Genomic DNA, 16035 nt, shown 5'->3' with positions numbered 1-16035 from the left:
GTATGCCCACCCCCGAATTCGTGCTCGAACTGCGCCGGTCCATAGGCCATGACCTGCTCTGGCTGAACGGTGTGACGGCCTTCGTCAGCGATGACCAGGGCCGTGTCCTGCTTGGTCGGCGCTCTGACACCGGCCAGTGGGCCCTGGTCTACGGGATCAACGAACCGGGCGAGGACCCGGCTGACACCGTGGTCCGCGAGGTCAGGGAGGAAACCGGGGTGGATGTGATCGTCACCGACCTGGCGGCGGTCACATCCTCCCGGGAGGTGGTCACCTATGCCAACGGTGACCGGACCATGTACATGGACCATCTGTTCATCTGCAGGCCCGACCCCAGCGGCAATGCCGATCCCTTTGTGGGTGATGAGGAGAGCCTGTCAGTCGGCTGGTTCGACCCCGGGCAACTCCCAGCTCCGCTGGCCCAGACCACTGTGGAACGCATGGCCCGGGCGCGAACCTATCTGAAACGCCTGCATGGCGGGGACGCCCACGCCCTCTTCCGGGTCGGCGGCAGGGAGCTGCCTACAGATTCCGACCAATCCAATTCCAACCAGTGTCAGGCTGAGCATTGAACCTTTGGACTGCCCAGTCCTTGACGTATCAGTCCTTGACAGTTCAATCCGCGAAGAAATCCAGTGGATCGTCGATGAAGCGACGCAGGCCCACCAGTGCCGCCCCTTTGAGGGCCGGATAGTCGGCCTGGGTAGGGATGAGCACACGGATGTCCACGGCATCCCGGCCCAGGGTCAGCTGATTGAGTCGATTCTGCAGACGCTGGGCCAGGTTCCCCCCGAAGTGCGACCAGAATCCCCCCAGGATGACCGTATCCACGTCAACAATATTGATGGCGGAGGCGATGACCGAGATCATGGCATCGAGCCCGCGGTCGATGGCATCTACCGCTTTGGCGTCACTCTGCTGCCAGCGCTGGTAGAGTTCCTCCATGGCCTGGGGCTTGACCGCCTCGGCTCCGGTGGCGATGCCGGCCGCCTCCACCAGGGCCCTGCGCCCGGCATAGGTCTCCAGGCACCCACGGCGGCCGCAACGGCAGGTGGGTCCATTCAGATCCACCGAGGCATGGCCCAATTCGCCGGCGAACCCATGATCCCCGACCTCGACAGCCCCGCGCCGCACCACAGCCCCGCCGATGCCGATATCAGTCGAGATGTAGATAAAGGAGTCGGTGGGTGAAAGCGGCCCCTCATCTCCGCCGGCTGGACGCTGGGCGGCGTAGCCGGGAATCTGAGCCAGGGCTGCCAGACGCGCCTCGTTGCCCACTCGTGGAGACAGGCGGCGGACCAGGGGGAAGTCCTGCAGATCCAGACGCTCCCATCCCAGGTTTCGGGCCATAAGCAGGGTGGTGTCGCCGCCGACCAGTCCGGGCAGGGCCAGGCCCGAACCCACTGTGCGGTAGTGCCGACGTGACAGCTTACGTTCGATGGGCTCGGTCAGCTTCTCCAGGTTGGCGAAGACCTGGTCGGGTTCCGCATCGTGCATATCGTCCTTGACCCAGGCCGAATCAATCAGGGTGCCGTCAAGATCCATGGCCAGACAGCCGTAGCCGTCGGTATTGATCTGCAGGCCAAGACCGGCCCAGCGTCCGTGTGCGATGGACAGCGGGGTGCTGGGTCGGCCGTGGCTGCTCTGCGAAGTCTCAGGCTCCTCCTCACGCACCACCCGATTTTTGAGCAGGAGCCCTGCCAGGAGCGACATGGTGGCCTTGGTCAGCCCTGTGGCCTTGGCCAGATCCGCCCTGCTGAGCGAGGTAGGCGACCGCAGAATGGTGTCGATGATGACCGAGAGGTTGTGGTTCCTAAGATCATCCTGATTGATGGAGCGCAGGGCAGTCACGGTTCAACAACCTTTCATGAACGAACACAGGCCCGCTGAATCCGAGGCCTTTCAACATCTTACGTTCCAGCCTGACGGCAGGTAAGCCATTGAAACGCATCCGGACCACGGCCGTTTAGTTTATCGATTTAATAATTAGGATACTATGATGGTGTATTCCGTTGATCGGAGCCGGAAAGCGAGGAGGCTGACATGAATGAGATCCTGGTGGCGGGAGTGGACACATCGACCCAGTCCTGCAAGGTGAGGGTCACCGAAGCCCGGACCGGTCGGCTGGTCCGCTTCGGCAAGGCTCCTCACCCGGCAGGCACCAGCGTCGATCCCATGGCCTGGTGGAAGGCCTTTCAGCAGGCTTCTGCCCAGGCGGGAGGCCTGAATGATGTCTCGGCCATCAGCGTGGGCGGCCAGCAGCACGGCATGGTGCTGCTGGACCGCCAGGGGCAGGTGATCAGGGATGCCCTGCTCTGGAACGATACGCGTTCGGCTCCGGATGCCGACGATCTGATCATCCGGCTGGCCAGGTCCAGGACCGGCGAGGCTGGATGCGCTCAGGCGGAAAACGATGGGCCAAACAAGGACCCGGACCCGGATCAGGACCTGGCCATGCGGGGCAAGCAAGCCTGGGTTCGGGCTGTGGGCTCCTCGCCCGTAGCTTCGCTGACCATCACCAAGGTGGCCTGGGTCAACCGGGTGGAGCCGAACCATGCCAGGGCCATCGCAGCCATATGCCTCCCCCACGACTGGCTGAGCTGGGTCATCGCCGGTCATGGGCCCATAGCCGACCTGGGGACCGAACCCGGGTTGGAGGATCTCTTCACCGATCGCTCGGATGCCTCCGGCACAGGCTACTACGACCCAGCCGCCGACCGCTATCGGCGTGACCTGCTGGCCATGGCCCTGCCCGACGGCATGGCTGAGCGTGTGATTCTGCCTAAGGTTCTCGGCCCCCACCAGGTCGGAGCCAAGGCCGACCCCCGCATCGCCGGCAGGGATGTGCCCGGCGGCTGCATCATCGCACCGGGCGGAGGCGACAACGCCATGACGGCCCTGGGTCTGGCCATGCAGGTGGGCGACGTCTCCATCTCCCTGGGGACCTCGGGTGTCGCCGCAGCGGTAAGTCCGGTCCCCGCCTATGACATGAGCGCCTCGGTAACCGGATTCGCGGATGCCACCGGCCACTGGCTGCCCCTGGCCTGCACCATCAACGCGTCACGCATCCTGGATGCGGGCCTGGCCGCCCTGGGGACAGATTATGACGGTCTGGCCGAGCTGGCGGAGAAGTCCACGCCGGGTGCCGAGGGGATCACCCTAATCCCCTACTTCGACGGCGAGCGCACTCCCAACCGCCCGGATGCCCACGCCAGGCTGGAGGGGCTGACCCTGGCCAACACCACCCGTACCAACCTGGCCAGGGCATTTGTGGAAGGCCTGCTCTGCTCCCAGCGTGACTGCCTGGAGCTGCTGAAACGACTGGGCACCACGGTCTCCAGGATCCTCCTGGTCGGCGGCGGCGCCAAGTCCCCAGCGGTCAGAGCCTATGCCCCGGGAATCCTGGGCATGGATGTGCAGCTGCCCCGGCCGGACGAGTATGTGGCCATCGGTGCGGCCCGTCAGGCGGCCTGGGCTCTGACCGGGGAAGAGGAGCCACCCGTCTGGCCGGTGGACGTCGAGACCACGCTGACGGGAGCCCCCTGTGAGCAGGTCTACCAGCAGTACCTGCGCTGGCGGGGATGAAAGGCCCCGCCAGCCTGTGTCACTTGGAACGGACCCGCAGATGCAGTCCGAAGTCCAGATCGGTTTCATCCAGGCGGTAGGCGGGATCCAACTCGGGTCCGCAGCTGTTGGAACCTATGCCACTTGTGGCATAGTCCAGGCAGAGCACGGTCGAGCCGCATTCCTCCAGCTCATGGTCGTGCCCCTTGGCGGTCAGCTCCTCCTGAGTATAGGGGGAGCAGTTGAAGCTGATGGGCCCATCCCCCGCAGCCTGCAGCAGGGAGCGGTCATCCTCCACCAGGACGTAGTCGCAGCCATAGTGGGAACCGTTCTCCTGAGGACGCAGGTAGTGCTCGACCATGCCTTGTGCAGTGTCATGGAAAACGCCGTAGTGGCTGGCATGATGCATGTCCCGGTAGCTCTCGTAGGGCCCATAGCCGCAGTAGGTGACCCGCTGCAGGCTCTTGGGCAGGAAGAGCCGCAGGCCGAACCTGGGCAGATAGGGGAATTCGGGATCCCGATGCAACTCCATCTTGAGGTCCAGCCCACCCTGGTCACTCAGGGTCCAGGTGGCGAGGATGCTGCCCATGGGCTGAATGAATGGCGCCACCAGGGACAGTTCGGCTTCAATTGTGGTCAATCCCCTGCCCTGGTCGGTCTGCAGCTGGCAGGATAGGGCCCTGGTGCCAGCCCGGTCGTATTCGGCCTTGCGCCATTCCTTCTTGATGGTGGCATCGTTGTCGGTGGGCGCCCGCCAGAGGTTGACCTCCATAGGAGCGGTCAGCAGGGAACGGTTGTCGATGCTCATGGATTCCACCATGCCGGTACGGCGGTTGAAGACGTAGCGCCAGTCGGCCCCCTCCACATCGAAGCGGGCATCAGTCTGCCTGACCACCGGCCGGTGGGCGCCCCGGACTCCGCTGCCGGGATCGGCACTGATGACCCTGGCCACGCCGTTGGGACGTTCAGACATACCCATATCGGCAGCTTCAAGCTGATCGAAGCCCAACGGATGCCCTTGGGGAAGCACTGGATCGTCCTTGGCCAAGGCGTACTCCACAAGCAGGGTCAGACGGCCCTTCTCAGGAGGATCCATGGTCGGCAGACCCACGGTGCCTTCAGCATGTGGGGCGATGTGCAGGCCGGTCCCCCGGTCAAGCTCCGGCGTTCCGGAGGCCACCGGCTCCCCGTCACACAGAAGGGTCCACTTCAGGCTCAGATATTCATCCAGGAAGGTGAAGTCCAGATAGTTGTGCAGGGTGAGCAGCCGGGTCCGGGGATCGTAGCCGACCAGACGTGCTGGGCGGAAGACGTTCTTGAACTCCCTGAGGCCGGTGTGGGGCCGCCGATCGGGGTAGACCAGGCCGTCCATGCAGAAATTGGCATCGTTGGGGTACTCGCCGTGGTCGCCACCGTAGGTATAGATCCGACGGCCCTTGCGGTCCCTGCCCTGGTCGATGGCATGGTCGGCCCACTCCCAGACGCAGCCGCCCAGAAGCCCTGGATAGGCCTGGATGACCCGGAAGTAGTCCTCCAGATCCCCGGGGCCCAACCCCATGGCATGGCAGTACTCGCAGAGGAAGTAAGGCTTCCGGCCCCCATCCCCGTCATCCCCGTGGCTGCTGATGCCGTGAGGACCCTCCGGCGTGAAGTAGTCCTCGATTTGCTTGATGCTGGGATACATCCGCGAGGTGATGTCCAGATTGCTGTAGTCCAGGTCCTGCCGGGGCGAGCCGTGGATGGCCGACTCGTAGTGGGTCAGACGGGAGGGGTCCCGCGACTTGGTCCAGGCCAGAGCCGCCTCGATGCCGCAGCCATAGCCGCTTTCGTTGCCCATGGACCAGATCAGAATCGAAGGATGGTTCTTGTCCCGCTCAACGCTGCGCTGGACCCGGTCGACGATGGCCTTGGTGAAGCGCGGCTCGTCGGCGATGCGACCATTCCAGTAATCGGGTTCCTTCCAATCCGGATCGTGGTAGAGGGTCTCAATGCCATGGGTCTCCAGGTCGGCCTCGGCGATCAGATAGAAGCCCAGCTGGTCGTAGAGGGCGTAATACTGGGGGCTGTTGGGGTAATGGGATGTGCGGATGGCGTTGACGTTATGCTCTTTCATCAGGGTCAGGTCACGCATGATCTGCTTCTGATCAATGGCGAAGCCGGTGCGCGGATCCCCGTCATGGCGGTTGACCCCGTGGATCTTGATGGGGCTGCCGTTGACCTTGACAACCTTCCCGTCCACGCTGATGGTGCGCAGACCGATGTACTCGGTGATGACCTCGCCGGAATCGTCGGCGTCGGATGCGCTGGCCCTGGTCGACAGCGTAAGCCGGTAGAGTTCAGGGTCCTCGGCGTTCCAGAGACGGGGATGGTCGACTTCCAGGACAAATTGCGCGGGCTCCTTGCAGCCTGTCAGCTCGGCCCGGGCCACCTCCACCCCATCGGGGTCGATCAGCAGAGCCTGGACATCAAGAGCGGCACCGGTCGGATCCAGGTCCAGAGTCACCCTGGCATGACCCATGTCCTCGTCCAGATCGGTGTGGACGAACCAGTCACGCAGACGTGCCTTGGGCCGACGCAGGATGTAGACATCGCGGAAGATGCCGCTCATGCGGAACTTGTCCTGGTCCTCCAGATAGCTGCCATCGCACCACTTGAGCACCAGGACGGCCAGCTGGTTGCGGCCCGGCCGCAGGTGGTCGGTCACATCGAACTCGCTGGTGGCGTGCGAGACCTGGCTGTAGCCGATCAGCTCACCGTTGACCCAGAGGTAGAAGCAGGAGTCCACCCCCTCGAAATTGAGCAGGGCCCGGGGCGCTGAGGGATCGGGCTCGTAATCGAAGGCGCGCAGGTAGATGCCGCAGGGATTGTCGGCAGGCACCCTGGGCGGATCGAAGGGGAAGGGATAACGCACGTTGGTGTACTGGGGGTTGTCATAGCCCTGGGTCTGCCAGACGCCCGGCACATGGATGGGCTGGTACACCCCTCGGCCCGCATCCCTGGAAGGGCTGTAGTCGGCTTGGAAGAAGACCGGATCCTCGGCCTCGGTGGCCGCCTGGACCTCGGCGTCCAGCTGGTCGATACTGGCGTAATAGCGAAAATCCCAATCTCCATCCAGGTCAAGGTACCGGTCGGAGCGCCTGCGCAGATCGCCGCGCGTGTCCATGGGGGCGCCGGCCGGCATGCAGTAGGCACGGTTGGGCTCGGTCCCCACATGCAGCGTGGCCGGATCCTCGTAATAACGTGGTATGAACATGACGACTCCATCCTCCTCGGTGGCCTTGGCAGCAGACGTTTCACAGGTATGACTGTTTACGTTCACATGCGACCATGATACCGATTACATAGCACACCATTCCCGGCAGTTGTCACGGGTTTCATCGAACCGGACGCGCCGTGCTCTCGCGGATGACCAGCTTGGGGGTCAGGATGCGGCGGTTGCCCCCGACCTGCTCCCCCCGGAAGATCTTCAGAAGCAGGTTGGCCACCTTGGTGCCATAGAGTCCGGCATCACGATGGACCGATGTGATGGAGGGATAAGTGCTCTGGCAGATGAAGCTGTCCTCAAAGCTGACCATGGCCGGCAGACTCATATAAGCCGATTCAGAGGCCGCAACATTTTTGGACGTCATCCTGTTTTCCAGCATTACGCGCAGACTGGCAGCAGCCATGATCTCGTTCTCATAGATAAAAGCCGTATACGGATTGTCCCCAGACGAGAGACGAAAAGTGAGTGAGGCGGCCTTATCCGGGATGAAGTCCGTGAACTCCACCTTCGGCTCCCCCAGATTCTTCCGACGGACGAACTCCTTGAAGGAGGAGACACGGGCTCGGCTGTAGTCAAGGTTTTCATCCCCCGACAAATAAGCAATCCGGGCATGCCCACGCGAGCTCAGATGGTTCATGATCGTCGTCATGGTTCTGGAATCGTCGATGGACAGCGAGGGCAGGTAGTTGTCCGAGTCCGGCCCCCCGGCCAAGACTGCGGGCAGACCTAGATTATGCAGGAGCCGCGGCCTGGGATCATTGGAAAGAAGATCCACCAGCACCACCCCATCGACCCGCTTGCGTCTGGCCCAGTCCCGATAAGTGTCCAGCTCCTCGTCCAACGTGGCGCACGGGCGAAAGAGCAGGCCGTAGCCCGACCGGCTCAGGGAGGCGTGGATGCCGGCCATGAAATGCAGCATGAATCCTTCGGTTTGGAAGGCATCCATGGACCTGGCCGGAGCGAAACCGACTGTCATGGTCCTGGAACTGCCCAAGGCCTGGGCTGCGTATACTGGCTTCCAACCCATCCTGGCAGCCGCTTCGCGAACCCTGCGCTTGGTCTGGATGGAGACTCCGGGCTTATCATTGATGGCGAAGGAAACCGCGGTCTGGGATATCCCCAGTTCGTTGGCTATGTCTTTGAGGTTGACCCTGGCTTCTGTTTCTCCGCCATCGGACTCGCCGCCCATGCGCCACCTCATATCAACCATCCTCGTCGACACCCGTGATCCGGCTCGGCCGACTTAGCAAACCAGACTGCCTGCCACACACTTTAGGCGTACACGCATATCGGCCTCTAACCCTAACTTAGACCCTCATCAGCACAAAACCATGGTCGACAACCTCGTCTGAGGCCAAAAAGCTTGTTACCGCTCACATTCTAACCTCAGACGAAACTGTAGCAGAAACTGGAAGTCGGGTATGTCGCGGTCAGGACTTTTTCCGCAGGAGGGATGGGTCGGATACGGCGCTGTAGGAGCTTCCGCCAACAGATTTGACGGCGATGCACTCGCTTATGCCCCTGTCCTGCAGCCAGCTGCGATCCGCCGCATGCAGGGAGGTGACCAGGGTCGGCCTTGCACCCTGACGGCTGAGTTCCATCCACTTATTGAAGATGGACCCGCCAGGCGCGCAGGCAGATCTGAGTAGGGGATCATCGTGCTCGTCCACATCAACGACCAGAGCCGTGGGCCTGGGCCGAGAATCCTGCTTGCCTGAGTAGTCCTTCACCGCCTGGGCGAAGGCCTGGCCTATGGGCTTGAGGTGCTTGTCTTGATCGAACAGACCCAGCTGATGCTCAAAGGGAGGGAAATCGCCGAATTGCTGGTCGACGTCATGCGAGCACCACCAGGTGACGCCGAACATGTCGCTGCAATCGAGAGCATGCTCCACCGAAGACCTACAAAAGTCAGCGGCCTGCCCTGCACTCATTACATTGAGCGGTGCACCGATCTCCTGCAACCAAACCTGCCGGTGGGGCTGACTGGCAAAGGCCTTCGACAGCTCCACCAGGTACTCGGCATGACGCGTGCTCTCCTCAGCCAAGGGGCCGCACTCCTGCGCGGCTCCGTTGAAAACCCAGGAATGAATGCAGGTCATGTCTCCGATGTTGGATGCATATCGCGGAAGAAAGGCGTGGCCATCCTGATACCAGGTCGCATCGTTTTCGGAATGGAGGAGCACACGGCCCTCCTGGGATGCCCTCTCCCTCAACGGAGTCAGCAGCTCCTGCAGCCAGTCTTCAGCCTCCTCGGAGGTGCAAGGCATTCGACGCGGATGGACATGGTCAGTGAACTGGTTGCATTCGTTTCCAATGGTCAGACCGCGGAAATGCTGCAGGTCCGCCAGGGCCTCATAGACCGCAGCAACCAACCGGGCCTGCGCCTGGACTGCGTCCGAATCCCTAAACATATTGGTTTCATGCCATGAGACCAGCCAGGAGGGCACAAAGTCAAAACTGGACATGTGCCCCTGGATCACATCCGAATAGACATCCAATCCCCGCTCATCCGCCAGGGCGGCCATATGCCTCAGGTCGTCCAGGGCTGCATCATTGATCCAGGTCCTGTTGGGCTGGAGAATCGTCCACAGCGGGAAGATGCGGATATGATCCAGCCCGAGGGAGGCAATGTCGTCGAGGTCTTTGGCGACGGCATCCCAATCCGGATGCAGCCAAAAATAGAACCAGTTATGGGAGGGGGTGTAATTGACTCCAAATTTCATGATAACGCTATTCCTTGATGCCACCCTGTTCCAGACCACGGAAGAAGTAGCGTTGGAAGCAGGCGAAGAAGACCAGGATCGGTATCAGGGAGACCAGGGCCCCCGCTGCTATCAATCTGGGATCCGAAATGAACATACCCTTGAGTCGGTTCATGCCCAGAGTGAGCGTGTAGTTTGACTCGTCGGAGATGACAATCAGGGGCCAGAGGAAATCATTCCAGGCTCCCACGAAGGCGAAGATGCCGACGACGGTCATGGTGCCTTTGACCTGAGGCACGCAGATCCGGTAGAACCGTTGCCAAAGATTGGCGCCGTCCACCTCGGCCGCCTCCTCAAGCTCGTCCGGGATGCCCCTGAAAGCATTGGTCATGAGCAGAATGTTGACGGCACCCACCATGCCAGGCAGGGCGACAGCCAAGAGGGTGTTCTGCAGACCGACGCTTCTAACAATCAGAAACTGGGAGATGACCACACCTTCGACGGGGATGACCATGGTGCCCATGAAAATCGTGAAGAGCAGGTTGCGTCCGCGCCACTTGAGCCGGCCCAGCGCATATCCGGCCATGGTTGAGAAGATGACGTTGCCTCCGATGGAAAGTATGGCGACGATCACCGTGTTCAGCATGTACCGGAAGACCGGAACCTGTCTGAAGACGGATATGTAATTGTTCCAGGTGGGCGTCTTCGGGATGATATAGGGCGGAACCGCATAGACATTGTCGCCCTTGCCCTTGAAGGAGAGCGAGAGCTCCCAGACGAAGGGCCCCACAAGCAGGATGAAGACCAGTATGAGCACAAGATACTGAATAACCTTGCCAACAGTGACTTTGGAGTGACCGCTTTTCATGAGTCCTCCCCCCGCTTCTGGATAATCTGCTGCAGAATCAGCATGGCTCCGACCACAACCAGGACAATCAGTGACAGAGCACTGGCATAGCCCGTCCTGGCCTGGATGCCCGTGCCCTCCCTCTGGATGAGCATGGACATGGTGATGTCCTCGCCGCCGGGACCAGCCGTGCCGTTGGTGAGCACGTAGATCTCGTTGAACACACGGAAGGCCGCAATGGTGGACAGCATCATGATCAGCACGATGGTGGATCTCACTCCTGGGATGGTGACATACAGGAATTGCCTTACCGGTCCTGCCCCATCCAGTGAGGCGGCCTCGTAGAGGGAGACGTCGATGTTGGCCAGCGCGGTCAGGTAGATGACCATGTAGTATCCCAGACCCAGCCAGATGGTGACGAACATGGAAGTGAACAGTATCAGCCAGCGATCGCTGAGAAATGGAATCGGGCTGTGGATGATGTGCAAGGACTCCAGAACTGAATTGACCAGCCCCTTGGGATCCAACAGGTTGGTCCATATCATTCCCACCACCACTGCCGACATGACCACAGGAGTGTAGAAGGAGGTTCTGAAGAACCCCATGATTCTGGAGTTCCCTTTGACCAGGTTGGCCAGTATCAGGGGAAGGATGACCATAAAGGGGACCACACAGACCACGTACAGTGAGGAATTGAGCAACGCGGTCCAGAAATAGTCGTCATGCACAATCTTTACGAAGTTCTCGATGCCCACGAACTTGCCCGGGCGCAACAACGTGGAATCAGTAAAGGCCAGCCGGCAGGTATTCAGCGCAGCTACGATGACGAAGACGAAGACGATGGCAAAGGCCGGGAAGACAAAGAGGTAGGGGGCTAGGGTCGTGGTCCAGTGGGTCCCCTTGCCGCCTTGGACCCCGGCCTGGGACCCACCGTGCCGGCCGAGGGCGGAAGCCTTCGGCAGGATGGCGGAAGAGTCGGTGCGGCGCATAGTTACTGCAGCTTCTCGTTGGCGTACTTGACGGCCTTGTCCAAGGACTCCTTGGCTGTCTGCTTGCCCTGCAGGGCCAGAGCGGCCTGCTGTTGCAGGTAACGGTTGCCATTGGCATCGGTGAACTCGGCAGGACGGCTTGAGTATCCATTCTTTACGGAGTTCAGAGTGATCTTCAGGGCCTTGCCCTGAACATCGCTGGTGTCGATGTTGGCGTAGTAGGGATCATCAAGACCGCCCTTGCTGGAGGGGAAGGTGTTGGACTTCTTGGCGAATTCCAGCTGGTTCTTGGCATTGGTCACATACTGGACGAAGTCCAGAGCGAGCGTCTTGTTCTTGGTCTGGGCGTTGACGGCCAGCATCTCAAAGGCCAGGCTGGCGGACTTGCCCTGATCGCTGATCTTGGTTCCCACAGCCAGATGCTTGTACAGGTCTGGAGAGTTCTGCTTGAAATCCGCCGCCGAGTAGGCGCTGCCGCCCATGGCCACGATGGAGCCCTTCTGGAAGAACTCGCCCTGCTGAGACCACTGTGCGCTCAGAGCCTCCGGCGGGATTCCCTTCTTGTTATACAGGTCGACGAAGCGCTGCAGGTGCTTGACGGCATCAGGGGAATTGAAGACGTACTTGGTGTGATCCTTGTTCATGATGGGGATGCCGGCCGATGCATAGTCATCGACGGAGCTTCCCATCATGGTGGACATGTAGGCCCCACAGCCGCTATTGACCATGGTGTCCGCCTGAGAGAAGTAGTCGTCCCAGGTCACAGGCAGCTTGTTGGGGTCCAGTCCACACTTCTGCATGAGCTCAGTGTTGTAATAGGTCGGTCCATCGTTGACGTACCAGGGGAAGCCGTAGGCTCCCTCCTCGATGTCCTTGCCCTTGAAGGTGACTGCATCCCAGGCATTCTTGTAATAGTTGTTTTCAGCCTTGGGAGCTTCCTTGCTGATGTTCATCAGGGCCCCGGCCTTGGCCAGGCCATACATCAGGGAGGGGCCGGCATCGATGATGTCGGGCAGGGAGTTGGCTGCTGCGTCGGCGGACAGCTTCTGTTCATAGTTGTCCGAGGGCTGATCGATCCACTTGATGGTGGTGCCGGGATGCGACTTCTCATAGGCCGAAATCAGGTTTTTGAAATACGGAGTGTACTTGTCGTTCTTCAGGTTCCAGGTCTGGAAGGAGATCTCGCCTGACGGCTTGCCGTCTTTCGACCCGCCTGAACTGCTGTTGCTTCCTCCGCACGCCGCCAACGAACCCGCCATGGCAGTCGCGCAAATCAATACTGCTACCTTCTTCAGTGCTCTCATCGGAGCTTCCTTTCTTTTTTACTACTCACTTCTTTGTGGAGCTTCCGGCCGGTCCAAAACGACGAGCGAACCGGCCGGACAGACACCCTTGGTCAGGCGATTCAGCGCCTGGAGAGTCTCAATGTGGTGAACTGGAAGGGAACAAGATCCAGCAAGGCCCCATCAGCTTGTGCACCCTGTTCGGAGCACAGGCCTGGCCGCACACCCTCGGGCACAGGTCCGTCCTCCAAGGAATTGGTCTCTTTCACAGTCGCACCCTGCAGAACGGATCCTGTGCGCAACTTGGCTTTGGATGGCGAAGAATCCGGGTTGTAGACCCTGACGATCACATCGTCGCTTTCGTCATCAGCCATCTTGATCCAGTCGATGACGGTAGTGCCCTGAATATCCTCTACAGCAGCCAGGGGCTCAACTGCAGGCAGTCCATGGTGGAAGACCGGAGCGTTGAGGGCATAGGCTGCTTGCAGGATGTCGGCCTGGGTGTCCCCAGGGACAATGGACCAGGCAAAACTGTGCTTGCCCCTGTCGGTATGCGGATCAGGAAAGACCGGAGCGGACAGAAGGGTCAGTCTGACCAGGGTACCCGCCTCTTTGCCGGCCTTCTCGTCGTAGTGGATCGGTGTGGTATCACCGCCGTATGTCGAAGCGTTGACCACGCCGACGGCAAGATCGTCGTCGCTGATCCTGACGAATCGGTGCGTGCAGCTCTCGAACTGAGCCTCTTCAGCGGCGTTGTTCTTCTGGATGGGCCTATCGATGAAGCCATACTGGCACTCGAATTGCGCGTACCTGGCCTGAACGGCGACGGGAATGTCCACCTTGAGCAGCTGCTCATCCTGATGCCAGTCCACATCAGCAGTGAAGTCCAACTGCCTGCTGCCCGGGGTCAACCCGATTGTGGTCACGATGGTGGTCTCCCCATGCCGACGCGATACCCGAACACCGGAATCCAAGGACTCCACGGTGACTGGGTCATCGACCGGAGAAGCAGTCAGCAGGGCATCGCGCTCCAGGTCCCAGGCATCCCACATGTAGGGCTCATCCTTGAAGAGCTCGTATCCGCCAACCGAGGAACCCTGCGGGACCAGGTCCCTGCCGGAGGTCCTGTCAAGGATAGAATGAACTTCACCATCCGAAGCGACGACGGCACGGATAAGCCCATTGTCCATGACGAATCCATCGCCTTCTTGACTGACCTGGACAGGCCGGATGCCCTCAGGCCCCTCCTGGGCATGGACTGGCCCAACAGCCTCCCAAGCTGTCTGCCCCTTGCCCTCCATGGGTACCAACTTGGCATCGGACACCATGGGAGCCTGTGGCTGAGCGGAGGCTATGACGCAAGCTGCCTCGTCGCCGATCTGCTCCAGACGGGCGATGTCCCTGCGGTAGTCTTCCCTGGCCAGCCTATGCACCCAGGAGATGGCGGAACCTGGAAGAATGTCGTGGAACTGGTTGAGCAGAAGCGTGCGCCAAATTTCGTCCAGCTCCTGACGGGGGTAGGTGTAGGAGTCATCGACCAAGCCGGCGTAGGCGCACAGGTATTCGACCGTGCGCAGCATGGCCTCCTCCTGCCGGCATCCCCGCTTCATATCCTGCTGGGAGGTCAGGGTCTTGCGGTGCAGCTCCAGGTAGAGCTCGCCCTTCCAGACGGGCATTTCGGAACCGGCCTCCTTGCGGATTTCCTCCTCGGACTGGCGGAAGAAGTCTGCAGGAGCCTGATACCGGACCTTGGCCGACCCCTCAACGTCATGCAGACGGTCATAACGCCCTAGCATCTCCCTAGTAGTGCCGCCGCCGCCATCGCCATAGCCGAACAGGACCAGGGCCCTGGTCGAGATGTCCTTGTCCTGGTAGTTCTCTTCGGAGTGATTGAGTTCCCGGGCCGTCATGCTGGAGGCATAGGTATCCATGGGAGGGAAATGTGTGAAGATGGCCGTGCCGTCGATGCCCTGCCAATCAAAGGTATGGTGCGGGAATTTGGTCGTGTCATTCCAGGAGATCTTCTGCGAAAGGAATGAAGTCATTCCTGCGCGGCGGGCAATCTGCGGGAACTGGCCCGTATAGCCGAAGCTATCCGGCTCCCAGACGACGGTCGTGTCTACCCCCAGATGCTCACGGTAGTACCGCTTGCCATAGGTGAACTGACGGGTCAACGACTCCCCTGAAGGCAGCATGCCGTCGGACTCCACCCACATCCCTCCGACGGGGATAAACCTACCTTCTTGGATGCGTTGCTTGACGCGGGCGAAGAGATCGGGATGATCCTCTTCCAGCCATGCATACTGCTGGGGCGAGCTCATGGCATAGATGAATTGAGGGTCGCGCTCCATCAGCGCGAGCATGTTCGATACCGTCCGTGCCACCTTGCGTCTGGTCTCCCGCTTGGGCCAGAGCCAGGCGGAGTCAATATGGGAATGCCCCACTGCCGCATGATCCAGTGCGCTAGGAGTCGCAGGCACTGCCAGCACGCCAGCCAGGGCCTGTCGAGCCGGCGCGAGTGTAGCCAGGTCACGCTCATCATAAATATTCAGCGAGCGCTGGAGGGCCTTGCCCAGACGCCAGTACCGAGGTTGACTCTCGTTGCATTCGCGGATCAACTGGGCTGTGACCTCAAGATCCATGTAGTAGTTCCATACCTCATGGTCAAAATGGCAGACATCCATCTGCTTGAGGACATTGGGTTCATCGGCGCGACCCGTGGTCCCCTCACCCAGGTGCGTCTCCACGAATGCGGGGGTTCCAAGCAGGAGCGGATTGCAGGCCGCTTCCAGATAGATAGTAAAGGTTCCATCAGCGTTGATGACCGAAGCTTCTTCATGGATTGGATTCCCGTCCAGGTCGGTGCCGTCAAGCGGAATCCAGCGGTTACGGGGATTGACAGCCTTGATGATCGAACCATCGCTCCTATAGGCCTGGGCCTCAAAATGGCCGCCCGGCGCATCCGGATGCCAACCTAGGTCCACCACCAGCTCGACAGGAGCCCTGGTCGCCCAGTCGGCATCGACGCGACCGGTAACCTCCATCCAGGTGGTCCCCCAGGTCGTGCCCCAGGTATCCCCCAAGGAGAGAGGCCGGAAGTCCACACTCTTGCTCTGTACCTTCTCGAAGAACTCCGATGACGGTATCGGTTCCCCGGAAATGACGAAAGAGCGGACTTGGACCTTGCCCATGGGCCGCTCAATCTTCGGTAGCACGCGTTGACGCATGACACGATCGCACTTGTCAAGCACGCGTTCTATCTTCAGCTGCATCCTTACAACCTCCTCGTAGGTCCGCTTTGCATCTCTACTAAAGCGGTTTAGTACAATTGTACCCTATCTATATCTAAAAGATATGGTGTCGACGAAAATGGCATGCTTCTATT

General features: G+C 60.5%; 10 protein-coding genes. 2 read left to right on the top strand and 8 right to left on the bottom strand.

Annotated elements, in window-relative coordinates; all coding sequences use genetic code 11:
• The first annotated feature begins 2 nt into the window (after nucleotides 1–2).
• Entirely contained in the window at nucleotides 3–572 is a 570-nt protein-coding gene (locus H3V04_RS01190; RefSeq protein WP_198186947.1) for an NUDIX domain-containing protein, read from the top strand.
• A gap of 43 nt (nucleotides 573–615) precedes the next feature.
• Here H3V04_RS01190 and H3V04_RS01185 read toward each other — a convergent pair whose 3' ends face one another.
• Entirely contained in the window at nucleotides 616–1851 is a 1236-nt protein-coding gene (locus tag H3V04_RS01185; protein ID WP_198186946.1) for an ROK family protein, read from the bottom strand.
• A 192-nt stretch (nucleotides 1852–2043) separates the two neighbouring features.
• On the opposite strand from H3V04_RS01185, the gene H3V04_RS01180 reads away from it, so the two are divergent.
• The gene (locus H3V04_RS01180; protein WP_198186945.1) at nucleotides 2044–3585 is read left to right on the top strand and encodes a xylulokinase; all 1542 of its coding nucleotides are present in this window, start codon (nucleotides 2044–2046) and stop codon (nucleotides 3583–3585) included.
• 19 nt (nucleotides 3586–3604) lie between these two features.
• On the opposite strand, the gene H3V04_RS01175 is transcribed toward H3V04_RS01180, so the two are convergent.
• The 7 genes from H3V04_RS01175 to H3V04_RS01145 form a co-directional block, all read right to left on the bottom strand.
• Nucleotides 3605–6883 (bottom strand): glycoside hydrolase family 2 TIM barrel-domain containing protein, encoded by a 3279-nt coding sequence (locus H3V04_RS01175; RefSeq protein WP_373564636.1) that lies wholly within the window; start codon nucleotides 6881–6883, stop codon nucleotides 3605–3607.
• A gap of 55 nt (nucleotides 6884–6938) precedes the next feature.
• Nucleotides 6939–8030: a LacI family DNA-binding transcriptional regulator gene (locus H3V04_RS01170; protein ID WP_232340541.1), complete on the bottom strand. Its 1092-nt coding sequence runs from the start codon at nucleotides 8028–8030 to the stop codon at nucleotides 6939–6941.
• 229 nt (nucleotides 8031–8259) lie between these two features.
• Nucleotides 8260–9552, bottom strand: coding sequence for a glycosyl hydrolase (locus tag H3V04_RS01165; RefSeq protein WP_198176643.1), 1293 nt, complete (start codon nucleotides 9550–9552; stop codon nucleotides 8260–8262).
• 7 nt (nucleotides 9553–9559) lie between these two features.
• A complete protein-coding gene (locus H3V04_RS01160; protein ID WP_198176644.1) occupies nucleotides 9560–10399 on the bottom strand; it encodes a carbohydrate ABC transporter permease in 840 nt (279 codons plus the stop codon).
• A complete protein-coding gene (locus tag H3V04_RS01155; protein ID WP_198183940.1) occupies nucleotides 10396–11367 on the bottom strand; it encodes a carbohydrate ABC transporter permease in 972 nt (323 codons plus the stop codon). The genes H3V04_RS01160 and H3V04_RS01155 overlap by 4 nt, the downstream gene beginning before the upstream one ends.
• A gap of 2 nt (nucleotides 11368–11369) precedes the next feature.
• Nucleotides 11370–12671 carry an ABC transporter substrate-binding protein gene (locus H3V04_RS01150; RefSeq protein ID WP_198176646.1) on the bottom strand — a complete coding sequence of 434 codons (1302 nt, stop codon included), beginning with the start codon at nucleotides 12669–12671 and terminating at the stop codon, nucleotides 11370–11372.
• Nucleotides 12672–12772: 101 nt separating this feature from the next.
• Nucleotides 12773–15922: an alpha-mannosidase gene (locus H3V04_RS01145; RefSeq protein ID WP_198186944.1), complete on the bottom strand. Its 3150-nt coding sequence runs from the start codon at nucleotides 15920–15922 to the stop codon at nucleotides 12773–12775.
• Nucleotides 15923–16035 lie beyond the last annotated feature (113 nt).

The sequence above is a fragment of the Bifidobacterium sp. M0353 genome (assembly GCF_016100645.1).
In the GTDB taxonomy this organism is placed as follows: Bacteria; Actinomycetota; Actinomycetes; order Actinomycetales; family Bifidobacteriaceae; genus Bombiscardovia; species Bombiscardovia choladohabitans.
Note: the sequence above shows the minus strand (reverse complement) of the source record. Positions and strands in the feature narration are given on the sequence as shown.